This window comes from Synergistaceae bacterium (genome assembly GCA_031267575.1).
In the GTDB taxonomy this organism is placed as follows: Bacteria; Synergistota; Synergistia; order Synergistales; family Aminobacteriaceae; genus JAIRYN01.
In genome coordinates this window covers 27137-52150 of sequence record JAIRYN010000008.1, presented here as the reverse complement: position 1 = coordinate 52150, position 25014 = coordinate 27137, and the positions used below count along the sequence as shown (strand labels likewise).

The following is a 25014-nucleotide window of genomic DNA, read 5'->3' as shown; positions in this document are numbered from 1 at the left end:
TGTTTTGGGATGTCGCCAAAATTCAACGGATATTCTAATATCGGTATTCATGATCACACTCCGAGCTCTCTAGGGCCGTCCTTGTGAACAGCCTTCTCAACTTACAAACACTTTGGTATGATATCTAAAGATACCTTCCGAGGTATGATATCTAAAGAGACCTTCCGATAGAAAACATTATTCGCCATATTGGCGAATACGTCAAGGGGATGAACCGTAAAAATGGCAATAAAAGATCAGCTCTATATTTTGCGAAAATATTTGAAATACAGTCAAAAAGATTTTGCGAAGATTTTAGGCTTGCCCAATAGAACATATTGGCGCTATGAAAAAGAAGAGGGGGATCCACAATCTACCTTCCTTCTTAAGCTTATTGTGCAATATGATGTATCTCCTTCTTGGCTTCTGACTGGAGAGGGAGAAATGTTTAGGACCATAAAAAAAGAGAAATCCCAACATTTATCGAATGTGATATCTGGTGATGTTCGGAACAACGCCTTTATCCAGGCAGGGAATGATAATACCGTCTTCGTCAACAGAGAGAATGAACGCGCGATAACCGAGGAAATTATGGAGTTGACGCGTATCTTTGAATCGTTAGATATGAAGCGGCGTATATCTCTATTCGGGAAGGCTTACGCTCTGGAAGAAGAAATGAATAAATTTCGAACGGTTTAAACGAAGGAGATGAAGAAGAGGCGCGCGCGCAAAGTAGCGCAACCGGTCGATGACCTCTCTCAGAGCTTGTTTTCCGCTTCTATGTTAAAATAAAAAAGTTGTTACAGGTCGCTAACTGTCGCTAACTTAAGGAGGAATCGCGCCATGCCTATGCAAATAGGTCTCGATGAATTGCTTTCCGTACTTTTAGCTCGCGTGGACGGAATCGTTTTGGATGCCGAAAACCAGAAAAACCGTTTCAATATCATGTTCCGCGTTCTCTATAAAAAGGGACTGATTACGGACGAGGACGTTTTCGACTCTGTAAAGGAAGAGTATCGAATCCTGAAAGATTTGGGTATGATCGAGGAGATGCCCGCTCCGGAGGCATTGGAAAACGTCACCCAGAGCCTGCTGCTCTGGCTCAAGGGCGACGCGAAGGCCATTAAAAAAACAATGGAAGATTACCAGAAACGCGCGTCCAACACTATGAACAAGCAACAAAAGCCACGGATCGACGTAGCCCCGGCGGCAGTTCTGAACCAGCTCGACCGAATGGGTGGGCAACAGCAAGGCGGGAAAAAGCTCATCCTTTAATGCTAACTTCTAATGCCAACTTCTAATGTCAACTTCTAATGCTAACCTCTTGACGCCGATTTTTATGGAAGAGCGTTTCAGTGTGAAAAAGAGTTTCAGATAGAAGAGCGTGCCAGTGTGAAAAAGAGTTTTAATATAGAAAAGAGTTTAAATACAGAAAAGAGTTAAAATGCAGAAGAGAGTTTCAATGTGAAAAAGAGTCTTTCATGCGCGACACGTTGAACGAAGTGTTTGATATATGGAAAAATTTGGCGGGACACGGGTTTATCGTGGCACTGTTAGATTTTGTGTTCCTCGCTTTTGCCGCTTACTTAGGTTACGCCATTCGCCTGACGCTTTTCATCCCTCACGTCAGCCTGGTGGACTTGGCGCGTGTGGTGTTTGTTTTCTCCTCTTTGATGGTTTTCGTTTTTTTTCTGGGTGGGCAATATTGGACTCTCTGGACTCAGGCCGGGTTGGAGGATTACGTCCGCTTCGCCCGTCTTTACTTCGCCGGTGCGCTTGTCTTCACGGCTTTCAACTTCTCGACACGCTTCGCTTTTCTGCCTCGCACATCGTTAGCCATCATGCTTTTCGCGGGAATAATTTTTTGTGGGGGGCTCCGTGTCTCCTGGCGGTTGACAACTCCTTCCTCCTATCCTGGACAGACCTCCTATCCTGGACAGGAACAGTTGGAGACCCTGATTGTGGGGGCGGGGGAAACAGGGACCCTATTGGCGCGAGACTTGCTGAGACACTCAGGAAATTTACGCCTCCGGGGGTTTGTCGATGACGACCCACAAAAAGACGGTAAACGCATATCCGGGCTCGAGGTACTGGGAGAGACTAAAGACCTTCCCACCTTGATACGAGAATACCGTGTCAAGGTGGTATTGGTGGCTATGCCCTCGGCGACCGGCCGAAAAATACGCGCCATTTACGACAGATTGGCGCCCTTGGGGGTCAGTGTGCGGGTGCTTCCCAGCCTCCGAGAACTGGCGGACGGCGAGATCTCCGTCAATCGTCTGCGACAAATCCGCCTGGAGGACCTTTTGGGGCGCGAACCCGTGCAGATCGACATCCAGAAAGTCGCCGCTTATTTGAGGGGACGCAGCGTCATGGTCACCGGCGCCGGTGGTTCCATCGGCAGCGAAATCGTTCAACAGATCTTACGGAATGACCCCAAAGAAGTGATCCTTTTAGGTCACGGCGAACAGTCCATTTATCTTCTTCTTGAATCTTTCCGCAAATTGCCGGTTCGCGTTCCCCTGCGTCCCATTGTCGCCGACGTGGCGGACGAGATCGCCATGAGAGCCGCCTTCCAGCGCTGGCAACCCCAAGTGGTTTTTCACGCCGCCGCTCACAAACACGTTCCTTTAATGGAAGACAATCCTCGTGAGGCTCTCCGCGTCAACGCCCTGGGAACCTTGACAATAGCGGAATTGGCGGGAGAGTTTCGCGCCGAAAGGATGGTCTTGATCTCTACCGACAAGGCTGTCAATCCGTCGAGCGTCATGGGAGCCAGCAAGCGGGTGGCGGAACTGCTGTTGGGGGAGACACAGAAGCGCTTTCCTGAGACGATCTACATGGCGGTGCGGTTCGGTAATGTTTTGGGCAGCCGTGGCAGCGTTGTACCGAAGTTCGAGGAACAGATCGCCAGCGGTGGCCCTGTGACCGTCACAGACCCCGCGATGAAACGTTATTTCATGTTAATTCCAGAGGCCGTCAGTCTCGTGATCCAGGCGGGAGCCATCGGCCAAGGAGGCGAGCTATTCGCGTTGGACATGGGAGATCCCATCTCCATCGCCGAAATGGCAGAGATCTTGATTCGCCTGCACGGGTATGAGCCAGGAAGGGATATCGCCATCACCTACACGGGGATGCGCCCTGGAGAAAAGCTGTTTGAAGAGCTTTTTTACGACCCGGACACCGTTCACCCTACGGCGCATCCCAAAGTATTCGCCTCGACTTTGGATACGATCAGCGAAAACGCCGAAACACGCGGCCTTGCGTTGCTTTTGCGGCAGAGCTTGCACAAATCCGATAGCGCGCTCTCCCTACTCCACGAAGCCGTTCCAGAGTACGCCGGTTCTATAGTGAATCAAGATTAAAAACCTAAAGGTGTATTAAAGATTATATAAAAGCCTAAAGGTTGTATAAAAGCCTAAAGGTTATATTGAAGATTAAAGGTTATATTGAAGATTAAAGGTTATATTGAAGATTAAAGGTTATATTGAAGATTAAAGGTTATATTGAAGATTAAAGGTTATATTGAAGATTAAAGGTTGTATTGAAGATTAAAGGTTGTATTGAGGGAGGTTTTTTCATGAACGTAACGGTAGCGGTCGCAAAAGAATTGCGGTTGACGGAAGCTCAGGTATCCGCTGTTCTCGAACTCTTTGAGGAGGGGTGTACAGTCCCTTTCATCGCTCGCTACCGCAAGGAGGCTACGGGTTCCCTGGATGAGACGGTCGTCACGGCCATACGCGACCGCAACGAAAAAATACAGGAGATAGAGAAGCGGAGAACCGCCATACTGGAATCCCTGGTGGAACGGGAGCTTCTGACTGACGAACTCAAGGTGACGATCGATGGAGCTCAGACCATGACAGCCTTGGAGGACGCTTATCTTCCCTATCGCCCCAAGCGCAAAACCCGTGCCTCCGTGGCGATCGAAAAAGGATTGAAACCCTTGGCGGAAAAGTTGCTCGAACAGCTTGACGCTTTCGACCCCGAAAAGGAAGCCGTCCTTTTCTTGTCGGAAGAAAAAGGCGTGGCTTCGGTAGAAGATGCTTTGGCCGGGGCCCAGGATATTCTGGCCGAGCGGTTCAGTGAGGATACGGAGGTCCGTCAGCAAACGCGGAAAGTCTTCGCTCGTAAGGCCATGCTCGCCAGTGCCCGCGCCAAGGCCGGCAGCTCCAAAGAGGATTTGAAAGAGGATTTGAAAGAGGGCGCTAAAGCCACTTCCAAAGAAGACTCCAAGAGCGACAACTACCGGGATTATTTCGAGTGGAGCGAGCCGGTGGTCTCCATGCCCTCCCATCGGGTGCTGGCCATTTTTCGCGGTGAGCGGGAGGGGTTTCTCTCCATATCGGTGGAGCCGCCGGAGGAAGAGTGCCTTTCCCTGCTAAAGCGAATGTTCGTCAGGGGCGTGAATCCAGCGTCTCGTCTGGTGGCTGAGGCCGTCTTGGATGGTTACAAGCGCCTCCTGAAGCCGTCCATGGAAAACGAGCTGCGCAACGCTCTCAAAAAACGGGCGGACGCGGAGGCAATCCGCGTCTTCGCCGGCAACGTGAAGGAGGTCCTGATGGCGGCTCCCATGGGGCAGAAGGCAACTCTGGGCATCGACCCAGGTCTCCGCACGGGTTGCAAGGTGGTTTGCCTGGACGCTCAAGGAAACTTTCTCCACAACGACGTGATTTTCCCTCACACGGGCGAACGGCAGAGGAGCGAGGCCGTGCGAAAGATTGTAGAACTTGTCAAAAAGTACCGGATTCAGGCTATCGCTATTGGAAATGGAACCGCCGGGCGTGAAACGGAAGCCTTCGTTCGGGGGTTGGGCTTGCCTCCTGAGGTGATCGTCGCCTCGGTCAACGAAAGCGGCGCTTCGATCTACTCTGCTTCGGAAGTGGCCCGTAGGGAGTTTCCCGACCAAGACGTGACGGTGAGGGGCGCTGTCTCTATCGGTCGCCGCCTTATGGACCCCATGGCTGAGCTGGTCAAGATCGACCCCAAATCCATTGGAGTGGGGCAATACCAGCACGACGTGGATCAAAAAGAGCTGAAACAGTCCCTGGACGACGTGGTGATGTCCTGCGTCAACGCCGTGGGCGTCGAGGTCAACACCGCCAGTTTGGAGATCCTGTCCTACATTTCCGGCCTGAGCAAGCAGGTGGCGGGGCAATTGATCAAATATCGGGAGACCAACGGCCCTTTCGCATCCCGAGATACACTGAAGAAAGTCCCTCGTCTGGGACCGAAGACCTTCGAGCAGGCGGCGGGGTTCTTGCGCATCCACGGAGGGAAGAATCCCTTGGATGCGTCGGCGGTTCACCCTGAAAACTACTCCACCGTAGAGCGGATGGCGAAAGAATTGAAGTGCACCGTTGCCGATTTGATGGCCTCCTCCGAGCTGAGATCGAAAATCGATTTGGAGCGGTTTGTCTCCGAGAAAGCGGGATTGCCGACCTTGAAGGATATTGTTCAGGAGCTGGCGAAACCGGGACGCGACCCGCGGGTGGCCTTTGAGGCCTTTGCCTTCGACCCTGACGTCCGAGAGATCGGAGACCTACGGGTGGGTATGGTTCTGCCGGGAATCGTGACCAACGTCACGGCCTTCGGGGCTTTCGTGGATCTGGGCGTCCACCAGGACGGATTGGTACACGTCAGCCGCCTGTCCGATAGTTTTGTGGAAAACCCCCAGGCGTTCTTGAAGCCAGGTCAGAAGGTGAAGGTTGCCGTGCTGGAGGTGGACGAACAGCGAAAGCGTGTTTCTCTCTCCATGAGAAAACGGGATCTAGAGGCTGACCCTTCCGAAACGGCTTCGAGGACGGCTTCAGATTTCCCTCGCCCCATTTTCTCTCACTCCATTTTCTCCCACTCCATGGAATCCATGGAAAAAGCGCAAGGCAACCAGCGACGCCAGGGTGGAGAGCAGAATAAAAAACAGGGTGAAGAGAAGAATAAAAAAAATGAGGAAACAATCGACCTATCTCTGGGCTCTCTTTTCAAGCAACAACTGGCGGACGCTGACCTATCCAAAGGTCGCGGGAAACGCTAGCCCGACTGGAGGACTGGAGGAGGAGATGGAGCGTTTCGACACAATCGTGATCGGGGGCGGCCCAGCGGGATTGATGGCGGCGGGCCGGGCTGCGGAGATAGGAGAACGGGTACTTCTAGTGGAAAAGAACGATTCCCTAGGTGTCAAGTTGCTTCTGGCGGGAAAGCGCCGTTGTAACCTCACGAACGCGGAACCGGATATGGAGACGTTTTTGTCGCGTTACGGAAAGAACGGGCGTTTTCTTCACGGGGCCTTTAGCCGCTTTGAGCCTCGCGAGATTCGGGCTTTTTTCGACCGGCAGGGAATCCGAACCAAGGTGGAGCGGGGTAACCGGGTGTTCCCCGATCTGCCGCCGGAGGAGGCGACGCAAGGAGCTCAGAAAGTCCTGAATTGCCTTTTGCTTTATTGTAAGAAAGGAAAGGTTCGTATCCTGCGCAAGTCGCCAGTTCAGGCGATGAAATTGAAAAACGGCCGCGTGGATCGTCTTGTCACCGCCGTCGAGGAGCTTACTGCCGACCGCTATATCCTGGCGACGGGGGGGCAATCTTACCCTAAGACGGGCTCCACCGGTGACGGGTATCGGTTAGCGGCCCAAGTGGGGCATAAAATCATTGAGCCGACTCCCGCGATCGTACCCATCAAGACCAGAGAAACCTGGGTGAAACTGGCCCGAAATTTCAACCTGCGTAACGTCCGCCTCACGGCCACGGTAGACGGGCAAAAGGTAGACGAGCGCTTCGGGGAAATGGAGTTCACGAACTTCGGTGTCAGCGGACCCATCGTTATGGACCTGAGTTCTTACGTCTCGGACTGGATGAAACCGAGTGAAGGGCGTTCTTGCTCAGCTTTACCAACAACAGCTTTACCAACAGCTCTATCGACAGATCTACCGACGGTGAACTTGATCCTGGACTTGAAACCCGCTCTTCCTTTGCCGGCACTGCTTTCGCGCGTCGAACGGGATTTCGAGAAGTACGAGGACCGAGTGTTTGGGCGCGCGCTGGTGGACCTTCTGCCGAGCGCTCTGATTCCTATGATTCTGGAGCTGTCAGACATCCCCGAAGACAAACCCGTGTCCTACATCTCACCGGAGGAGAAGGAAGAACTGGCGAGTCTGCTTAAAAATATTGTCTTGACCGTGAATGGTCTTTGGAGCTTCGACTACGCCATCGTGACCAAGGGAGGGGTTTGTCTTACGGAGGTAGACCCCGCGACATTGCGCTCGAAGCTGTGTGAAAACCTTTACTTCGCGGGCGAAATTTTAGACCTCAACGGCCCAACAGGAGGGTTCAATTTACAGGTATGTTGGAGCACCGGTTACGTAGCCGGACAGGGCGAGACTTTTTAACCTATGGCAAATTAACCTCCCTATGGTAAACTGACCCTGAAATCACGAGCTTTAATTTAGCTCATGGAAGGATGGTATCATTGAATTTACCCCGTCTAATCATTGCCGATGAAATTAACGAGGGAACGGTTTCTCCGGGAGTGTTTCTGGTTTACGCTTTAAAACGCACGGGCGTGAAAATCAAGGTTTTTACCTGTGCACGTAGTGAAACGGACCTGCGTTTGCTGAAACTTCTTCTGGAAGAACCCGTTATTTCTTTGGATTTGTACACCTGCGGTACTGTCAAGAACCTAAAAACGCTGTTCCAGAAAACGGCGGATTCCGACGCTTTGAACGTGATCCTCGTCCCCTTGGGGACGCGTCCTGAGGAAAATTTTGTGCAGGTTCACCCCGAACCCGCTGATCTGGCCAAAGCTCTTTCCTGCGGCATTGTTCTTGTGCTTGCTGCGTCGACTTCCGCCGTTTTGACCGCCAATACCGCGTCCGCTGTCGTGTCGACCTTTGATGGAGCAGAGGACAATCCCGTGCTGGGAATCCTTTTCGCGTCGGTCAAGAATCCGCGGGAATATCAGCTTTTAGAGCAGGACTACGGTAGAAAAAGCGCCCTTTTGACCCTAGGGTATATTCCCAAAGAAATCGAACGTCCCTCGCCCACATTGCAAGACCTTTACGATACAGGGGCAGCCACACGGATCATGCAAATCAAGAGCGCGGTTCTACAGTTGATTTCTGTCACCCGTCAAGTCGATTGGGAAATCCTTGACGCTTTCGGCTACCTGAAACGAGATTGGACTCCCCCTCAGGAGACCGGGTATATCGAGAAAAATTTCAAAATCGCCATTGTGGGAGACCGAGATTTTTCTCTGGAAGACAATAACAGTAGGGAACTTTTTCAGTTTTTGAAATGTGAGGTCGCGGATTACAACCCATGGCAAGACCCTTTTCCCCTGGACGCGGAAGCCTTCTATTTTCCCCATTCCATGGTGGGCGTCTACGTGGACAAGCTCATGGCTCACAGGCCCTTCGTCTACGGCATAAAGCAGAGCCTCATCGCGAACAAGCTCATTTTCGCGAACGGCGCCTCCTCCCTTTTGTTTGGCCAACACTTGACCACCTCGAATAGGGTCAAACACGAGGCACTGAAGATTTTTCCTTTTTGGGGAAGTTATACCTCCGTGAAAAAGGGAGACGTGTCTCGCAGGATAGAGGTACGTGCCACAGTGGACTCGATTTTTACCAAAAAAGAGGAAAAAATGCGGGGGTACGCTTTGGATGGTCTCCATATCAGCAATCCTGGCAATGTCGTTCCGCCCGTTTGGGCTTATCGCGATACCTACAAGGACGCGGAGCTGGGGACCTCTGGATGGGTCAAGGGGTATTGTTTCGTTACAGACCTGAACCTTGAGCTCTGGAGCAACATTGACGTCGTCAACCGATGGCTTTCCCTGCGCAAACGTTGATTTCCTGTTGACGAAGGTCTTATAGTTTTCATATGTCGATATATTATGTTGATACATGTCGATATGTTGCTTTTGTATAGAATTAGATGATACAATTAACGATATAATAAGATATATGATCAATAGTCAGAAAAATAGTTAAAAAAATAGCGTGAAGAAATGAGAAGCATAAAGAGAAGCATAAAAAGGAGAATGGTGTCTATGAAAGCCGTTTATGTCAAAGAACCGAAAAGTTTAGAGATCGCGGAACTCCCCATTCCCCAGGCCAATAAAGGCGAGGTGCTGGTGCACGTACGCGCGGCCGGAATATGCGGCTCGGATATGCACATTTACCATGGGACGAACCCTTTGGCAGAGTATCCGCGCGTTATCGGCCATGAGTTCGCGGGCGAGGTTGTGGCCTTGGGCGAAGACCTTCCCTCCGAAAAGCAGGGTCTTGCGGTGGGGGATCATGTCGCGGTAGATCCAGTGACGAGCTGCGGCGTTTGTTATCCCTGTTCCATTGGACGTCGTAACGTCTGTTCGCGGTTGAAGGTTTTTGGTGTGCATCAGGACGGAGGAATGGCCGAGTACGTCGCGGTTCCTGCTGCTAACGCTCACGTGGTACCCCCTGAATGGTCCTGGGAGAAGGCCGCGATGATCGAGCCTTTTTCTATCGCCGCGAACGTTTTATCGCGTACCGAGTGTGTCGCGTCGGATCGAGTGTTGGTCATGGGCGCCGGTCCCATCGGCTTGACCGTCCTTATGGGGGCGGTTCTTATGGGGGCGCGGGTGGCCGTGGCGGACGTGCTGGATTCCCGCTTGGAAACCGCGCGAAAACTGGGCGCAGAGCTGACGATCAACAGCAGCTGCCAAAACCTGGAAGACGAGACGCTCAAGTGGGCGAAAGAGGGCGTTCCTCTGATCGTGGACGCGGTGTGTATTCCCGCGCTTTTCTCCTCTCTCCTCAAAATGGCGTCGCCGGCGGGGCGCGTCGCTCACCTAGGCTTTTCCGAGCGCCCGGCGGAGATCATTCCCCTGGAGATCACAAAAAAAGAACTCTCCATTATCGGCTCTCGACTCAATTGCAACATGTTTCCCCAGGTCATCGAATGGTTCAAAAAGGGCCTTGATCCGGAAAAATTGATTTCTCACAAATTTCCATTTATGGAAACTCGGAACGCCTTCGACCTTATCGAGACAAAACCCCTCGAAACCTGCAAAGTTCTTCTGACTTTTTGAAACACGAAGCAAATTTCTGCGGCGACCGTTTTTTTGAGTATATTTCCGGTCGCCGCTATTTTATACGCGAGGAGGTTAGGAATGTGTGGAAAAAGCAGTTAGAACGATTTCTGGGGTGGACGTCCTCATTATGTTTTGTGGGGCTGGTCCTTGTGGTGCTGCTGCAGGTTTTCGCGAGGACATCGTTATGGCCTTACGCGCCTCCCCATTGGACTGAGGAGGCGTCTCGTTTCCTGATGCTTTACATGGTGGCTTTTTCCGCCGGCCTAGCGGCCAAGGAACGCGCTTACGTTAACGTCGATGTTTTTGTGAATCTTCTTTCGGGACGCTCTCGCGCGTTCATGCAGTTGCTCATCGACATACTGGTCATCGTGCTTATGGGAGCCACGGCGTGGTATGGCTGGCAAAGCGCCGCCGTCGGGCGTATCCAGACCTCGGCATCCCTGGGGATCCCCATGCACCTCATCTACGGCAGCATGGTGCTGCACGCCGGAAGTGCCCTGCTCTACACGGTCGCTCTCGTCTTCGAAGACTTTAAAGCTCTTGTGACTGGAGAGGTGAACTATGGTAACACTGCTGTTTCTTAGTTTCGTCGTTTTTCTTTTCGCGGGTGTTCCCATCGCCTTCTCGTTGGGCCTCTCGTCCTTGATCTACCTGGTGGGGGCGGGTATTCCGCTGTCGGTGATTCCCCAGCGTATGTTCTCTGGGATCAATTCCTTCACGCTTCTGTGTGTGCCGGGCTTCATCCTGGCGGGGAACTTGATGAACCAGGGAGGGATCTCCGACCGCATCGTCCGATTCGCCAATGTCTTAGTGGGTCATATCCGTGGAGGGCTTGCCTTGGCCAACGTAGTGGACTCCATGGTCTTCGCCGGCGTGTCCGGCACGGCTGTGGCGGACGTGGCGAGCCTGGGGACCATCATGATCCCCGCCATGCACAAGCAGGGGTATGACATGGGCTTTTCCTGCGCCATAACGGCATCCACCGCGTGTCTGGGTCCCATTATCCCGCCGTCTATGCCGATGATCATCGCGGGGACCCTAACGGGTCTCTCCGTGGGCAAGCTTTTCCTGGCGGGGGCCATACCGGGGCTTTTGACGGGAGGCATTATGCTAGTGGTGACCTACTGGCTGGCAATTAAACGTGGGTATCCCAGACAACCCAGACCGACGTGGGCAATCTTCTGGCAGGAATTTTACGGAGGCATCTGGGCGCTGCTGATGGTGGCCATCATTTTTGTGGGGATCTTGAGCGGCTGGTTCAGCCCCACAGAAGCCTCGGTGGTGGCTTGTATCTACGCCCTGTTCGTGGGGGTTGTCATCTACAAAGACCTTCGTGTTCAGGACATTCCCAAAGTTTTGAAGGAATCCGCCATCATGTCGGCGTCGATCATCACCCTAGTGGCCTTTGCCAACGTCTTCGGCTGGATCATGACCAGCGAACAAATTCCGCAGTTGATTGCCAAAACGATGCTCTCCTTCACCCAAAACAAGTTTCTGATTATCCTGATCGTCAATATATTTCTTCTGTTCGTAGGCATGTTCATGGAGACGATCGCGGCCCTGATGACGCTTTTCCCCACGCTTTTGGCCGTGCTGAGCCAGGTGGGTGTAGACCCAATCCAGGCCGCTATGATCTGCGTCCTGAACTTGGTGATCGGTCTCATCACTCCTCCAGTGGGAGTGTGTCTCTTCGTAGCCGCCAGCATCGGAAAGATCTCCATCAGCCGTATCATCAAGGCCAATATGCCCTACCTCCTCATCTGCCTTTTCGTCCTGGTTCTGGTGTCCTATATTCCGGCGCTCTCGACCTGGCTGCCGAACTTTTTGATGAAGTGATTTCGCGAGTTTTTGGGGTTTGTTTGTATACGGGTTCCAATATCTTATAAGGAGGCGTTTTGTATGAAATGGAAAGTTTTTGTTGCCGTGTTGATGGTGTCTGTTCTGTCGGTTTTGGCGACGCCTGCGCTGGCGGCGCCGGAGTACACGTTGAAGCTGGGGCATTTGAGCAACGAGGAGCATTCGTGGCACAAGGCGTCTCTCAAGTTCGCGGAAGAGGTTGAGAGGCTTTCTGGCGGGCGTATCGTGTGTCAGGTCTTCGCCAACGAGCAGTTGGGCAACGAGGTGGACACAATCCAAGCCATTCATACGGGCATAGCCCACATGGTCATCACGGGAGAGTCCATGCAAAACTGGGCTCCCAAGTGCGCTTTGATCGCCGTTCCTTACATGATCCGTGACATGGATCACCTGACGAAAGTTCTTACGAGCGATATCGGTAAGGAAATCGAGAAAGATATCATCGATAAGGTGAAACTGCGTCCCGTTTCCTCCTTCGTCCGCGCTCCGCGCAACTTGACCAGCAATCGCCCCGTCACGAAGCCCGATGAGCTGAACGGCTTTAAGATCCGTATCCCGAACGTGCCCCTCTTCGTGAAGGTGTGGGAGGCATTCGGCGCTAAACCCACCCCCATGGCGTTTTCCGAGGTTTTCACCTCTTTGCAGCAACACGTCATCGATGGGCAGGAGAACCCTTTGGATCTCATTCGTAGCGGCTCGCTCTACGAGGTGCAGAAGTACGTCGACCTGACGGAACACGTGTATGGGTGGATCTACTTGGTAATCGGCGAGGACTTTTTCCAGAAGCTGCCTGAGGACCTTCAAAAGGCCGTCGTCGACGCGGGTAAGACCGCCGAGACTTACGAGCGTGAACTCTTCCTAGCTGACGTCGCCGCCAACGAACAGTTCTTGAAGGAAAAGGGAATGGAGTTCGTTACCGTTGACAAGGCCGCCTTCGCCACTCTGGCGGGACCCGCTGTGGAGGAGTTTTTGGGTACTAAGCCCGCCGATGTCCTGGAGCTTTACAAGAAGATCGTGGAAACAAAATAATACGCTATCAAAAATATATCAGGGGGCTTGTCCCCCTGATATACTGTGATAAGGCATAAAATCATAATAGAACCATAATAAATCCATAATAAAACTATACGCGTAAAGGGGTTATTGCTTTTTTTGCCTTATTACTTTCTTACTTTCTTTCTTACTTTCTTTCTTACTTTCGCTACTTCATTACTTTCGCTACTTCACGCTGAAACTTTTAGCGCTCCAAGACTTGCCCCGTTTGATTTCGCCCGAAACAAGTTCCATATAACGACTGAAGCACTTAGGACACCGTTTTGTTGGCTCGTCAGCGTCCATGTCCACCTCGGCCTTACACTCAATACAACGAAACTTCGCCACGTGACCTCGCCTCCCTTATTTTGAACACCGATTTCCTACTCATAATAGTCAAAGACCCGCCCGCGGTCAAGTCCGTAGCGTCCTCAAAGTCGGCAAATCCGAACAAACCCTTTTTCTTTAGAGTTAGAATTTTCTTCTTTATAATATTCCTCTTTATAATTTCCCTCTTTATAGTGTTCCTTTTTGAAACTCTCCGTCATTTCAGCCACAGAGCGATGGGTGACCGGGTCAACCCAGTCGGGAAGGATTTGGGCTAAGGGGATCAACACAAAGCCCCGTCGGCGCATGTCCATGTGCGGGACACGCAGGGTAGGGGAGTTCCAGATCAAAGGACCCATCGCCAGAATATCCAAGTCGATCACCCGCTCGCCCCAACGCCGCGTTTCTTGACGTCCCATCCGGGCTTCGATGTTCTTCAACAGGGTCAATAATTCCTCCGGTGGCAAAGTACACTTCGCTGTCAAGCAGGCGTTCAAAAAATGCGGCTGGTCCGTCACACCCCAAGGAGGGGTCTCGAAGACGTCGCTGGTCTGAAGAACCTCGAACGTCCCGGCGTGTTCCGCCTTCACGCGCTTCAAGTCCATATATTTTAAAGCGGCGCGTAAATTCAAAAGCCTGTTGCCCAGGTTGGAGCCTAGCCCCACCGCCGCGATGACCTCCATCACAGCGGTTCTCGAACGGCTCGCGCCATCAGAAGAGCGCGAAGGTTTTCCTTAACGTCATGTACTCGCGTCATCTGGACACGGCCCTCTAAAAGCGCCGAGAGAGCCACGGTTCCTGTCAGGCGGTCATCCGTATCCGCATCCGCCGCGCCCGTGACGGTCCCCGTGAACCTTTTGCGGGAATACCCCACAAGCGTGGGTAGTCCGAAAACGCTCAGGCTCTCCACCTCCCTGAGAATCAAAAGGTTATCCTCCATTTTTTTGCCGAAACCCAGCCCTGGATCGAGAATCAGCCGTTTTCTCGGCAACCCCGCACGTTCCGCTTCCTCGATCTTCTCCCTAAAATAGACGTTGAGTACGCCCAAAAGGTCTTCGTAAGGAGGAACATTTCGCATGTCCGCGGGTGTTCCTTTAATGTGGGATAAAACGTAAGGCAGACCGGTCTCCGCAGCGCAACTCAGCATGTGAGGATCCAAGCCGAACCCGCCAACATCGTTGATGATATCGGCCCCAGCCTCTGCCGCCGCTAAAGCGACCTTGCCCTTATAGGTATCCACAGATAAAATAGCGTTGGGAAAGGACTCTCGAAGCGCTTTCAACGCGGGGATCAAGCGGGTCAGTTCGTCCGACTCAGGAAGTGGAGAGGAGCCGGGACGAGTAGATTCCGCCCCCAGATCCAACACGTGAGCGCCGTCCTGTAACAGAGAAGCGGCCCGCGTCAACAAGTCGTCCAGATTTTTGACGCGGCTCTGGGCGTGAAAAGAGTCCTCGGTCAGGTTCAGTATCCCCATGACCTTCGTGCGGGAGTCCAACACAAGTTTGCGTCCTCTGGGCAGAGATAAGGTCCAGGAAGCTGCTTTCGTGTTCAGCAAAACGGCGCGCAGCTCGTTACGCAGCTCTTCCAGTCCCCAGCAGTTCATGGCCCCCATCTTGCACGACAACGCCTCTAGTTGGCCGTCCGTTCCGATCAGGAGCGCGTCGCTGTGATCAGCGGATCCATCGATCACATGCCGGGAGACGACAGCGTCTCCTCCCCGCGCCAAAAGCTCTTGTTTCATGTACGCGGCGGCCCGAAAGTCCACCTGGCTGATAAAAAAGTGCCGCTTGCGCCTCTTGGGCTGAAAATAAACCTCCGATCGCTCGTCTGCTCCGACGCGGACGATGGCGGCCCGAAGTTCCTGTTCGGACCGAATGTTTAAAGGGTAAATCGTCATAAACCTTCAACCTCCTAAATCCTCGCGCGCTTTTTGTCGAAGCCAAGTCTAAGCTGAAGCTAAAACTAAAGTCGAAGCTAAAGTCGAAAAGGCGGCGATGATCTTAGCTTTCGTTTTGTGTTAATATTTTACGATAAAGCGATGAGAAAGCCAACGGCTTCAGCCATTGGCTGAGATTGGATAAGATTAGCTGAGATTGGATGAGATTGGATGAGAATCGCAACGCCGCCAACGGTGACGTTTGTTTTGTATTTGGTTTCTTGCCATATGTCTACTTTCATGTTAAACTCCTTTTATGGCTTATCAACGCGAGATGCGGAGCGGAACACGACCGGGACATCAATCGGGATATAAATCGGGATATCAAGGCGGCTGTAAATATTCTCAGAGTGGGGGCATCCACTCTTAAAGGAGAAGACGAAAGAAAAAGACGAAAGGAGAAGACGTAAGACCGGTTTCAGTCGGCTGTCTTTGTCGATCTTAGAATCCCACAACTTTAGTTTTAGTCGTGGGAGTATGTCAAGCGAATTTCTATCAGAGGAAAGATATGTTACGTAATTTAAACAGGGGAGGGTGTTTGAGGGATGAATATCGACGATAAGGCATACAAGGTAATGCTGGAACGAAGACCTTTGAATGTCAGGGCATTATGGGAAAACGAAAGCGTCGGTCTGGTGAGCGGACGGGATATTTACACCGCGGCCAAAGAGTTGGGTTGTGTCGTCCTGGCGGCCAACTGCCGCTGTCCGTTGACGGCGAAGGGTGTCCTGCGAGCGGCCAAAAAACTGAACGCCGCCGTTGTGCTGGAGATCGCCAAGTCCGAGACGGGCTATTGCCTTGGCAACTTCGATAACCTTCCGACCTACGCGGCGAAGTACTCCAGAGAACTGGGCGACGGGGTCATTTTCGCGATGCATGTGGACCACTATGGTATCAAAGGAGCGGCCGACATCAACAAAGCCGTGTCCCATTTACCGGCTCTAGTGGCTCAGAGCTGGACTTCCCTGGCTGTGGATGCTTCGCATCTACAAGATTACGATAATCTTTGCGCTACCCGAGACGTGACCATGAGCATCCCTCCTTACCTGGGCCTTGAGGTGGAAGTCGGGGAAATCAAGGGCGCCGGGGAACTGTCCACGGTGGAGGAGGCTCTTTTCTTCATCGGCGGCTTGAACTCTTGGGGCGTTTACCCGGATCTTCTGGCCATCTCCAACGGTTCGTTGCATGGCACTTACGACGCGTCCAGCGGCCAGCAGGAGGGGATTGATCTGAACCGCACCCTCGAAATCGCCGAAGCAATCGCCCCCTATGGCGTCTCCATCGCCCAGCACGGTATTTCTGGAACGCCGCTTCACAAAGTGGAAGAGTTCCATAACTATCGTATCAATAAAGGCAACGTAGCGACGCTCTTTCAGAACGTGGCCTTCGGCTTGAAGATGGATCCAGAAACCGGCAACGCGGACACCTCTACAGGCGCTTACGTGAAGGAATCCGAGCGCGGCGTTAGTGACGCCTTATGGAGCAAAATTATAGCCTGGGCGGACGGCAATAAAATCAGCCGCAAGGGAGGCGATTATAAAAAGGCAAATCTCCCCTTCGGAGAGGCGATTTTGCGCGAGACACCGGAGGTGGTGGAGCGCATTGTTGGAGAGACCGAAGAATGGGCGTCCCGTTTCATCAAGGCTATGAAAGGAGAGGGAAGTGCCGATAAGGTTTTGGAGGTCATCAACCGCCGCCTCGATCACAACGCCGCGCCTGAGCGCAAGCCATTGCGCCCTCGGTCCGATTACACGCTCGATAAAGCGCCCAACAAGAAAAAGAATGATGGAAACTTCGACGATTGACGCCTTAAGGGCGGATATCGAGCCTCTTGACGGCCGAAGCGTAGAAGAGGCTACCGCGTATCAGAACAGGTTGTTGAAGCCGGCCGGCAGTTTGGGACAGTTGGAAGCTCTTGCCATTCAGATTGCGGGCATCACAGGACAATTACACAATCGCGTCGATCGTAAGGTTCATTTCCTCTTTGGCGCCGACCACGGAGTGTACGAGGAAGGTGTTTCCGCCTCGCCTCAGAATTTCACTCGCGTGTTAATGGAGTTCTATGCAAGAAACGAAGGGTGCGGCATCACGGTGCTGTGCGAACACGCCGGAGTCGATTTAAAGCTGATCGATATGGGAGTCAAGGACCTGGCGCCCCATCCCGCTATCGACAGGCGTTTTCGCCTGATGTCGGAGGGAACGGATAACTTCGTTCGGGGAAATGTCCTCGCGATGTCTAGGGAGGTCGCGGAAAAAGCAGTGGAGGCGGGAATCCAACTGGCGAGCGAAGCCAAAGAGAAAGGTTATAAAATTGTGGGAACGGGCGAGGTCGGCATGGCAAACACAACGCCGGCCGCGGCCTGTATTATGGCAGCCTTGGGGGTCGATGATCCCGACCTTGCTGTAGGACGTGGAGGCGGCCTCACCGACGAGGCCTTTGAGACAAAAAAACGTGTTATTCTTCGCGCGCTGCGAGAGCACAAGCCCAACCCAGCCGACCCTCTGGACATTCTCTCCAAGGTGGGGGGACTCGACATCGCCGGAATGATGGGTGTTTTTCTTGGAGCCGCACGCTACAGGCTCCCCGTTGTTATCGATGGGGTCATTTCCATTGCCGCCGCGCTTCTCGCCATCCTGGCTTCACCTTTGACCAAAGGTTTCATGATCCCCTCTCATTTATCTCAGGAACCCGGTTATGGCCTGGCCATGCGCCATCTGGGCTTGACGCCCCTTTTAAACCTAGGTATGCGCCTGGGAGAGGGCAGCGGATGTCCTATCGCCATGCAGGTGGTGGACGACGCTTTGGCCCTGATGAACTCTATGAACACCTTTGACGGCGTCTCGCTGGAGTCGGAGTATCGAAAGGGTTTGAAGGCGTAATTTCACAATAACAATCCCCTCTCCTGTTGCGGAGGGGGGATAAATTTTAAGAGATCGTTTATGTATGGATTATATGGATTATCCTGAGCGACGAAACTACCGCCGATGAAATGGTGCTGCAACTTATCGTAAAACACAAGAGGAACGAAGATGTCAGACGCATACGAATCCTCACCGATGACCCGTGAAGAACATTATCTATATCTCCGAAAGGCACTTGTCGCAGTCTTTCCCGCAGATTGTTTCCTGCTCCATACTGTCCCGCGCCCATTGCCAAAGTAATGTGACAGACGGCAACAGAGTTTTCCCTTTTTCGGTCAGAGTATATTCCACCCGCGGCGGCACTTCGTTGTATTGCTCACGATGGACAATCCCCGACGCTTCAAGTTCCTTTAACGACTGCGCCAGCATCATGTTGGTTATATCGCCCAGTTTGCGCTTGAGGGTGCTGTACCGCGTAGGGTTGCCCTTTTCCAGCATGCAGATGATGGGCAACTTCCACTTGCCGCCAATCACATTCAGCGTATAACGGATAGGACACGTCAAGTCCGCTGCTTGCAGCCTGTCTACAATTCTCTTGGCTGTGCTCACTATTGGCCGTCGCCTTTCATAGTATGTATTTGGATACTTTATCAGTAAATACTGCGTTCTTATAAAAAATTCATTTTGTACTATGATCATACTTATGATCAATACTTATGATCATACTATAGGCCAAATCAAGTTTTTTGAAAAGGAGCGTATCAGCGATGGAAGAAAGATTGGAAGAAAGACTGGAAGAAAGATTGAAAGAAAAATTGGATTTTTCGCAAGAAGCAGGGATTTGTCATTCGGTTGGCGGCAGTGTATTGAATATTCGACAAAGTGAACTGGACGCGTTGGAAAAAGCCTTCCAACTCATGTGGGGAAAATTCCCAGAAGCGGTTCAATTGACTTACAAAAATCGAGAGGTCATTGCCTTGAACGACGTCAGCAAAAAATTAGGGCGTTCGACGGGAACGAAGTGTTCCGCCCGCGGGAAGCCGGAAGATCACAAAGGCTGTTTAGCCAATCAGGCGATGAGTACGCAACAGCCGATATTCAGGAAAATAAAATACGAAGGTAAAGAAATCGTTACTTATTGGCTGCCAATAGATGGCTATCCAGATTTCTTCATCCATTTCGCTCTTGGTAAGGCAATTGATTACGCTAATCTTCCAGAATACAACTGAACGCAATCATTCAAACCTCACCCATCCAATTCCCATCTGACTCAGATGGGAAAAAGTTTTCGTTAGGGAATACAGGGAACTGAAAAGGCGGTTTGCTAACGGACCGCCTTCACACTTCCAAACACATCAAAAACTCTAGTGCATAATCCCTATAGTATATTAGGCTTAAAGAGCTATGGCTTATTCATGTTTCCTCGCGGATTCTCATGTGGATTTCTCACAAATTGACAAGCGTATAAAAAGCCGATAAAATGTCATAAATCTGTGGTTTATCTGTGATTTATAAGTTATTTTATTCTAATCAGAGGAGTTGCTAATATGAGAAGGGCTATCTTATTACGCGCAATGTTTCTTCTGTTGATTTTTGCATTGGTTCTGACCTCGAATTACGCTTCAAGCATGGCGTTCGCCGCATCTTCCAGCAAAGGCTATGTGATAGGCTTTTCAAACTCTTATAACGGTAACACATATCGTCAAGCAATGGAACGTTATGCCAGAGAAGCCGCTGACGTATTGATCGCGTCAGGCGAACTCCGTGAACTGATCTTCGCCGAATCAAATCAGAACAACAGCGTACAGGTGCAACAGATTCAGAATTTCATAGTTCAAGGTGTGGATGCGATAATCATTGACCCCGGTTCTGCCACGGCGTTGACGGGCGCCATACAGGAAGCGTCGGATGCAGGAATTCCATGTATTATCGTTAACGATGGGCCTGTGACGTCGAAAGCGGAGCTGTGCTATCAGATCAACTTTGACACCATCGCCCAGATGGGCGAATTGACGGAGTACGTCTGTAAAGCCATCGGCGGCAAAGGCAATATCATTGAGCTTCGCGGTACAGCCGGCAGTGAATTTGACCATATAGCCCACGAAGGTGTCCTGAAAGCACTCGCCAAATACCCTGATATTAAGGTATTGGCGGAAATTTACACTGACTGGACTGGCTCAAAGGCCCAGGCGGAGCTAGCTTCAGTTCTTCCGACCCTCGACAAGATAGATGCTATCGTGACTCAGGGAGGAGACTCCTACGCAGCGGTTCAGGCATTTCACTCGGCAAGGCTTGCTCTACCTATAATCGGCGGCGACAATCGCGGTTATTTCCTGAAGTGGTGGGCCAATGAAGCGCCAGAGGGCTACGACACTATTTCCGTCTCGTCCAACCCTTGGGACGGCGCTTCGGCGGTCTATGTCACGGTGGACATCTTAAATGGAATGGACGTTCCAAAGGAGATGACGCACCCCTTCGGTATCGTCACCAAAGACGAGATCAAGGATTTTGCAAATGTGCCGGATGAAGTGATTGCCTGCCCCACCTACGACCGCGAATGGGTGCGCGCCAATCTTTACAAAAAGTAGAAATACCCTGAGCCATTTGAATTAGGTAGGCTGTCGTCGCGTAATCACGGCGGCCTATTATATTTTTTCTCGTACTTTTTCTCGAATAAGGAGAGATTGCCATGCGTGAATCGTACATAAAGATGTTCGAGAACTTGAAGGCTAGTGCACGGATCGTGGACCTCTCTTATACGCTAGAAGAGGGGATGCCTGTGTGGCCAACTCAGGCCCGTTACGGCGGGACGTTGTACGAATCTTACGATTACGGCGATGAAGGGTTGCATTCAAGAATCGTCATGTCAGAGCACACCGGCACACACATTGACGCACCCAAACATTTCATGCGTGGCGGATGTCCCATAGACGAAATGCCGGTCTCCGCGATCATGGGACGCGGGGTTAAGATAGACGCCATGAGTACGCCTGAAAAAGGATTATTTTCCCTGGAGGAAATTCGGCATTTCGAGGCGCTAAACGGCGAGATTAAGCCTGGGGATATCGTGATGTTGCGTTTTGGCTGGGACGAAAAATACGGGCTGCAGCCGAACTGTGCTGGTTACCTTCGGGATTGGCCGGGTTTGGATCAAAGGGCAGCCGAATACCTAGCCGGACGAAACGTGGCAGCCGTGGGTTGCGACACGCTTTCTTTGGACGCCTACGGCCTGTCCGGAAGCCCGTGTCATCATACGTTGTTGGGCAAAAATATTCCGATCATAGAGAACCTGTGCGCTCTGTCGCTAATACCTGTTTTTACCTACCTCATCGGCCTGCCGAACAAGTTCAAGGGCGGTTCCGGGTCTCCGATTCGCATCGTCGCCTTCTCGGAAGAGTTCAACTCGGCGGCAGAGTGAGGTTTCGAGAATGCATGCTCAATCGTCCCCATACATTGAATTGAAAGGTATTGACAGGTTTTTTGGTATCACCAAGGCTCTCAGCCAGGTGGATTTTCGGATTTACAAGGGAGAGGTTATTGGTCTCGTCGGGCCCAACGGAGCGGGCAAGTCAACACTCATAAAGGTACTAACGGGTGTTTTACCTCCGACATCTGGGCATATTTTTTCAAACGGTGTTCAAATGTCGCGGTACACGGCGAAAGAGGCAAAAGACTCTGGTATCTCCTGTGCTTATCAGGACATGTCCTTATGTACCAACCTGGCCGTGTACGAGAATTTCGCTATCCTCAATATGTCGCGCAACCTTCTGGGAAAAGTCGGCTGGCGCAGGCAGAAGAGGAAGGAAACTAGCGATTTACTGGAGCGATTTTTCCCTGGAAGCAGCATCGATGTCACAAAATCGGTGGGGATCCTCGCACTGGCAGACCGTCAGATCGTCGAAAACTGCAAGGCTTTTGTGGCGGAGGGACTGAAAGTTTTAATTTTAGATGAGCCCACCTCCGCGCTCTCAACTGATAGAGCGATGCAACTGCACAAGGTTGTGCGCGAACTGCGCGCTTGCGGAGCGGCTGTAATATACATATCGCACAAATTGGACGAGATAAAGATGGTCAGCGACCGTATCATTCTGATGCGCAACGGCAGAGTGGAGGGGGAATTCAACGCGAACGACACTACCAAGGATGAACTGGTACATCTTATGGGCGGTGAAGTGACGCGACGCGTGGTCGAGGAAAAGATGAAGAAGAGCGGGCAGCGCGTGGTCGATATTAAGGGATTGTCCAACCGGACGCTTTCGAATGTGAACATGTACGTAGAGGGTGGCGAGATCGTTGGTGTTTCAGGACTCGCCGGATCGGGGCAAAAGGAGATTCTCTCCGCGATCTTTGATGCTGGCACACAGCGGATGTCACGGAGAAACAGAAACAGCGTGTCGGTTTTCGGAAGCGTCTCCTACATAAGCGGAGACAGGACTGGAGAGGGGATATTCCACCTGTGGAGCATCTTCGACAATATCCTTATCACGAGCCTGGACAGAGTGAAAAACAGTTTCCTCATAGCTAGAAAGAGATCCGAAACACTAGTTCAACATTGGTATGACAAACTCAAATTCAAGGCTGAGGGCATTCACAGCCCTATCGCCTCCCTAAGCGGCGGCAACCAGCAGAAAGCGCTACTTGCACGAGGCATAGCGTCCGGAGCGAATCTGATATTGTTGAATGACCCAACGGCTGGCGTCGATGTTGGAACCAAGCAAGAGATATACGAACTCTTACGAAATGCCAAAGCAGAGGGCAAATCTATGATCCTATACAGTACCGAGGATGCTGAGATGGAGATATGCGACCGCGCTTACGTCATGCGCGGCGGGATGGTTGTCGCCCACCTCTCCGAGGAGGAAATCACTGCAGCGAATATTGTGCATGCCTCATTCGAGGATACAGACGGCAAGGTCAAATCCAGTACATCGGAAAAAAACAGACGAGAGGGCATACTGTCGTCAAGAGCCGCACTGCCCGTTGCAACCATGTTGTTGATGATATTGGCAAATGTGTACCTGAATCCGAAGATACTCAGCTATGTCAGCATCCGTATGCTGGTCGGCACGGCGGTTCCACTGGTTTTCGCGAGCCTCGGACAGATGTTCATTGTTCTGGCCGGTGATATTGACATGGGCAACGGATACTCCATAGGACTGGTAAACGTCCTGGTGGCAGTCGTCTTGACTGAGAATCCCCTATTCGGCGTCATCTCCATTGCAGTGTTCATATCAGCCTACATTTTTATGGGCGCGTTAATCCATCTGCGGAAGATCCCAGCCATAGTCGTTACACTGGGAGCTCAATTTATCTGGCTCGGAGTCGCTCTGATCTTCAGCCCTACTCCGGGCGGCCACTGCCCAGAATGGCTGGCGGCCTTCTATAGACAAAGGATCTCATTTGTGCCCATGCCGGTCATCCTGTGCCTGCTGGCAGCCCTGTCCTGTTATTATCTGCTTTATAGATCCCAATATGGAATGATCCTACGTGGTATAGGCAACAATCCAGAAGCTGTTGAGCGCTCCGGGTGGTCCCATTTAGCCGCAAAAATGACTAACTACGGTCTATCGGCTTTGATGGTCGTATTGGCAGGAACCACATTTACCGCTGTTTGTCTGAGCGCCGACGCAAACAGCGCCGCGTCTTACTGTATGATGAGCATAGCGACGATCATTCTCGGCGGGTGCGAAATGTCGGGAGGAATCGTGGAACCCGTAGGTGTAGTGGCTGGCGCGATAGCCATGTCGTTCATCACAACTCTGCTGGCGTTTTTGAAAGTGGCGTCGAATTATCAAACTGCCGTTATGGGGTTGATTTTAATACTGGTTTTAACAGTCAAGCTGGTTACCACTCGATGGAGAGTAGTCGCATGAGAAAATTTCTCCAGGGACACCCGTTTATCTGGCCCATGTTGGGCTCCGTCATTCTTTGGGGTTTGATCGGCGCCGTCTCCGGTAGGCTCAATTTCGCCCTGCTGTATACCAGCGCGAAATTATCAACTTTCGCCCTACTACTGGGTCTGGCACAAACGGTAGTGGTCACCAGTGGCGATGGCGCCATAGATTTGTCGCAGACTTACATCCTGACGCTCAGCGCGTATATTTCCTGTACGCTTACAAACACTGCTCCCTTGACCGGCTTTCTCGCGGCGACGATAGTAGGTGCGGTTTGCGGATTGGCAAACGGCTTAATCAATGTATACCTCAAAGTCCCCGCTATGATTGCGACGCTCGCCACCGGATATATCATATTTTCCATTATACTCGTGGGAGCACCCCATATGAAGGCGCTACCAGATCCGGCTTTGGTGGCCTTTATCAATAAAAATCCGGCGGATATTTCCATGCTTACTCTGATTGCGATCGCCCTGGCTCTTTTGCTCTCCGTAGCGCTTTACAAAACGCCCTATGGCAAACGTCTTCACGCAGTCGGGCAGAACAAGACGGCGGCTCACTACGCCGGAATAGCGGTCAATCGCGTCGTTGTAACGGCGTTCGTCATCGCAGGCTCCATATCGGGGATCGCCGGGGCACTGTGCGGTGCCTTTATTGGCGGAGCCTTTCAGGACATGGGCTCCACCTACTTCCTACCGTCGATCGCGGCCACGTTTGTCGGAGGAACATCTGCCGCTGGAGGCAGATCCAGTGTAATGGGCGTCTGCTTTGGAGCGCTCATGATGTCATTCATGTCGACTTTTTTGAACGTGGCCAAGATTTTGCCAGGCACTCAAAGGCTGCTTCAGGGTGCTTTTCTGGTGCTTATCCTCGTCGCTTCAGTATCGGGCTCAAAGAAAAGATAAAGAGAGTATTTAACTTGGGGCCCTAGAATAACCGCCTCCTTTTCCTTCCTCGATCTCCTGCCTCCGATCTCCTGCGACGGAAGCCAAAGGCGACAGACACAGCCGACTTCAAACCAACCTCAAGGCCGGCTATACTGTTTCCAATATATCAATTCG

General features: G+C 51.8%; 22 protein-coding genes. 17 read left to right on the top strand and 5 right to left on the bottom strand.

The annotated features are described in order from the left end of the window. Positions 1-222 precede the first annotated feature (222 nt). From LBJ36_01085 to LBJ36_01040, 10 genes are all read left to right on the top strand, one after another. Positions 223-678, top strand: coding sequence for a helix-turn-helix domain-containing protein (locus LBJ36_01085; protein ID MDR1377636.1), 456 nt, complete (start codon positions 223-225; stop codon positions 676-678). 144 nt (positions 679-822) lie between these two features. After that, positions 823-1254 carry a hypothetical protein gene (locus LBJ36_01080; protein ID MDR1377635.1) on the top strand — a complete coding sequence of 144 codons (432 nt, stop codon included), beginning with the start codon at positions 823-825 and terminating at the stop codon, positions 1252-1254. Between the two features lie 206 nt (positions 1255-1460). Further along, positions 1461-3344 (top strand): polysaccharide biosynthesis protein, encoded by a 1884-nt coding sequence (locus LBJ36_01075; GenBank protein ID MDR1377634.1) that lies wholly within the window; start codon positions 1461-1463, stop codon positions 3342-3344. 215 nt (positions 3345-3559) lie between these two features. Continuing rightward, entirely contained in the window at positions 3560-6013 is a 2454-nt protein-coding gene (locus LBJ36_01070) for an RNA-binding transcriptional accessory protein (GenBank protein ID MDR1377633.1), read from the top strand. A gap of 25 nt (positions 6014-6038) precedes the next feature. Continuing rightward, complete coding sequence (locus LBJ36_01065; protein ID MDR1377632.1) at positions 6039-7361, top strand: NAD(P)/FAD-dependent oxidoreductase; 1323 nt, start codon at positions 6039-6041, stop codon at positions 7359-7361. 80 nt (positions 7362-7441) lie between these two features. Then, positions 7442-8821: a hypothetical protein gene (locus tag LBJ36_01060; protein ID MDR1377631.1), complete on the top strand. Its 1380-nt coding sequence runs from the start codon at positions 7442-7444 to the stop codon at positions 8819-8821. Positions 8822-9022: 201 nt separating this feature from the next. After that, positions 9023-10042, top strand: coding sequence for a Zn-dependent oxidoreductase (locus tag LBJ36_01055; GenBank protein MDR1377630.1), 1020 nt, complete (start codon positions 9023-9025; stop codon positions 10040-10042). A gap of 83 nt (positions 10043-10125) precedes the next feature. Beyond that, positions 10126-10629 carry a TRAP transporter small permease gene (locus LBJ36_01050; GenBank protein MDR1377629.1) on the top strand — a complete coding sequence of 168 codons (504 nt, stop codon included), beginning with the start codon at positions 10126-10128 and terminating at the stop codon, positions 10627-10629. Further along, positions 10607-11881 carry a TRAP transporter large permease gene (locus LBJ36_01045; GenBank protein MDR1377628.1) on the top strand — a complete coding sequence of 425 codons (1275 nt, stop codon included), beginning with the start codon at positions 10607-10609 and terminating at the stop codon, positions 11879-11881. Before LBJ36_01050 ends, LBJ36_01045 begins: the two co-directional genes overlap by 23 nt. Before the next feature lie 63 nt (positions 11882-11944). After that, on the top strand, positions 11945-12931 hold the full coding sequence (locus LBJ36_01040) for a TRAP transporter substrate-binding protein (GenBank protein MDR1377627.1): 987 nt from the start codon (positions 11945-11947) through the stop codon (positions 12929-12931). 189 nt (positions 12932-13120) lie between these two features. On the opposite strand, the gene LBJ36_01035 is transcribed toward LBJ36_01040, so the two are convergent. From LBJ36_01035 to LBJ36_01020, 4 genes are all read right to left on the bottom strand, one after another. Next, the gene (locus LBJ36_01035; protein ID MDR1377626.1) at positions 13121-13282 is read right to left on the bottom strand and encodes a hydrogenase expression protein HypA/HybF; all 162 of its coding nucleotides are present in this window, start codon (positions 13280-13282) and stop codon (positions 13121-13123) included. 83 nt (positions 13283-13365) lie between these two features. Next, positions 13366-13944 carry a 2-amino-4-hydroxy-6-hydroxymethyldihydropteridine diphosphokinase gene (gene folK / locus LBJ36_01030; protein ID MDR1377625.1) on the bottom strand — a complete coding sequence of 193 codons (579 nt, stop codon included), beginning with the start codon at positions 13942-13944 and terminating at the stop codon, positions 13366-13368. Continuing rightward, positions 13944-15158: a dihydropteroate synthase gene (gene folP / locus LBJ36_01025; protein ID MDR1377624.1), complete on the bottom strand. Its 1215-nt coding sequence runs from the start codon at positions 15156-15158 to the stop codon at positions 13944-13946. Before folP ends, folK begins: the two co-directional genes overlap by 1 nt. A gap of 128 nt (positions 15159-15286) precedes the next feature. Next, entirely contained in the window at positions 15287-15439 is a 153-nt protein-coding gene (locus LBJ36_01020) for a hypothetical protein (GenBank protein ID MDR1377623.1), read from the bottom strand. 303 nt (positions 15440-15742) lie between these two features. Between LBJ36_01020 and LBJ36_01015 the strand changes: the two genes are divergently transcribed. Both LBJ36_01015 and cobT read left to right on the top strand, forming a co-directional pair. Next, positions 15743-17002, top strand: a complete 1260-nt coding sequence (locus LBJ36_01015) for a class II fructose-bisphosphate aldolase (GenBank protein MDR1377622.1) — start codon at positions 15743-15745, stop codon at positions 17000-17002. Further along, positions 16980-18077, top strand: coding sequence for a nicotinate-nucleotide--dimethylbenzimidazole phosphoribosyltransferase (cobT, locus tag LBJ36_01010; GenBank protein MDR1377621.1), 1098 nt, complete (start codon positions 16980-16982; stop codon positions 18075-18077). The genes LBJ36_01015 and cobT overlap by 23 nt, the downstream gene beginning before the upstream one ends. 198 nt (positions 18078-18275) lie before the next feature. On the opposite strand, the gene LBJ36_01005 is transcribed toward cobT, so the two are convergent. Beyond that, on the bottom strand, positions 18276-18668 hold the full coding sequence (locus LBJ36_01005; protein MDR1377620.1) for a helix-turn-helix transcriptional regulator: 393 nt from the start codon (positions 18666-18668) through the stop codon (positions 18276-18278). A 158-nt stretch (positions 18669-18826) separates the two neighbouring features. On the opposite strand from LBJ36_01005, the gene LBJ36_01000 reads away from it, so the two are divergent. The 5 genes from LBJ36_01000 (at position 18827) to LBJ36_00980 (ending at position 24858) form a co-directional block, all read left to right on the top strand. Next, on the top strand, positions 18827-19288 hold the full coding sequence (locus LBJ36_01000) for a hypothetical protein (protein MDR1377619.1): 462 nt from the start codon (positions 18827-18829) through the stop codon (positions 19286-19288). Positions 19289-19606: 318 nt separating this feature from the next. Continuing rightward, positions 19607-20647, top strand: a complete 1041-nt coding sequence (locus LBJ36_00995) for an ABC transporter substrate-binding protein (protein MDR1377618.1) — start codon at positions 19607-19609, stop codon at positions 20645-20647. Positions 20648-20748: 101 nt separating this feature from the next. Further along, entirely contained in the window at positions 20749-21477 is a 729-nt protein-coding gene (locus LBJ36_00990) for a cyclase family protein (GenBank protein MDR1377617.1), read from the top strand. A 40-nt stretch (positions 21478-21517) separates the two neighbouring features. After that, positions 21518-23932 carry an ATP-binding cassette domain-containing protein gene (locus LBJ36_00985; GenBank protein MDR1377616.1) on the top strand — a complete coding sequence of 805 codons (2415 nt, stop codon included), beginning with the start codon at positions 21518-21520 and terminating at the stop codon, positions 23930-23932. After that, positions 23929-24858, top strand: a complete 930-nt coding sequence (locus tag LBJ36_00980; protein ID MDR1377615.1) for an ABC transporter permease — start codon at positions 23929-23931, stop codon at positions 24856-24858. The genes LBJ36_00985 and LBJ36_00980 overlap by 4 nt, the downstream gene beginning before the upstream one ends. Positions 24859-25014 lie beyond the last annotated feature (156 nt).

What these genes read in the sequence shown, in the direction of transcription:
- LBJ36_01085 (MDR1377636.1), top strand. Translation starts at nt 223, where the DNA reads ATGGCAATAAAAGATCAGCTCTATATTTTGCGAAAATATTTGAAATAC.
- LBJ36_01080 (MDR1377635.1), top strand. Translation starts at nt 823, where the DNA reads ATGCCTATGCAAATAGGTCTCGATGAATTGCTTTCCGTACTTTTAGCT.
- LBJ36_01075 (MDR1377634.1), top strand. Translation starts at nt 1,461, where the DNA reads ATGCGCGACACGTTGAACGAAGTGTTTGATATATGGAAAAATTTGGCG.
- LBJ36_01070 (MDR1377633.1), top strand. Translation starts at nt 3,560, where the DNA reads ATGAACGTAACGGTAGCGGTCGCAAAAGAATTGCGGTTGACGGAAGCT.
- LBJ36_01065 (MDR1377632.1), top strand. Translation starts at nt 6,039, where the DNA reads ATGGAGCGTTTCGACACAATCGTGATCGGGGGCGGCCCAGCGGGATTG.
- LBJ36_01055 (MDR1377630.1), top strand. Translation starts at nt 9,023, where the DNA reads ATGAAAGCCGTTTATGTCAAAGAACCGAAAAGTTTAGAGATCGCGGAA.
- LBJ36_01045 (MDR1377628.1), top strand. Translation starts at nt 10,607, where the DNA reads ATGGTAACACTGCTGTTTCTTAGTTTCGTCGTTTTTCTTTTCGCGGGT.
- LBJ36_01040 (MDR1377627.1), top strand. Translation starts at nt 11,945, where the DNA reads ATGAAATGGAAAGTTTTTGTTGCCGTGTTGATGGTGTCTGTTCTGTCG.
- folK (MDR1377625.1), bottom strand. Translation starts at nt 13,944, where the DNA reads ATGGAGGTCATCGCGGCGGTGGGGCTAGGCTCCAACCTGGGCAACAGG.
- folP (MDR1377624.1), bottom strand. Translation starts at nt 15,158, where the DNA reads ATGACGATTTACCCTTTAAACATTCGGTCCGAACAGGAACTTCGGGCC.
- LBJ36_01020 (MDR1377623.1), bottom strand. Translation starts at nt 15,439, where the DNA reads ATGAAAGTAGACATATGGCAAGAAACCAAATACAAAACAAACGTCACC.
- LBJ36_01015 (MDR1377622.1), top strand. Translation starts at nt 15,743, where the DNA reads ATGAATATCGACGATAAGGCATACAAGGTAATGCTGGAACGAAGACCT.
- cobT (MDR1377621.1), top strand. Translation starts at nt 16,980, where the DNA reads ATGATGGAAACTTCGACGATTGACGCCTTAAGGGCGGATATCGAGCCT.
- LBJ36_01000 (MDR1377619.1), top strand. Translation starts at nt 18,827, where the DNA reads ATGGAAGAAAGATTGGAAGAAAGACTGGAAGAAAGATTGAAAGAAAAA.
- LBJ36_00995 (MDR1377618.1), top strand. Translation starts at nt 19,607, where the DNA reads ATGAGAAGGGCTATCTTATTACGCGCAATGTTTCTTCTGTTGATTTTT.
- LBJ36_00990 (MDR1377617.1), top strand. Translation starts at nt 20,749, where the DNA reads ATGCGTGAATCGTACATAAAGATGTTCGAGAACTTGAAGGCTAGTGCA.
- LBJ36_00980 (MDR1377615.1), top strand. Translation starts at nt 23,929, where the DNA reads ATGAGAAAATTTCTCCAGGGACACCCGTTTATCTGGCCCATGTTGGGC.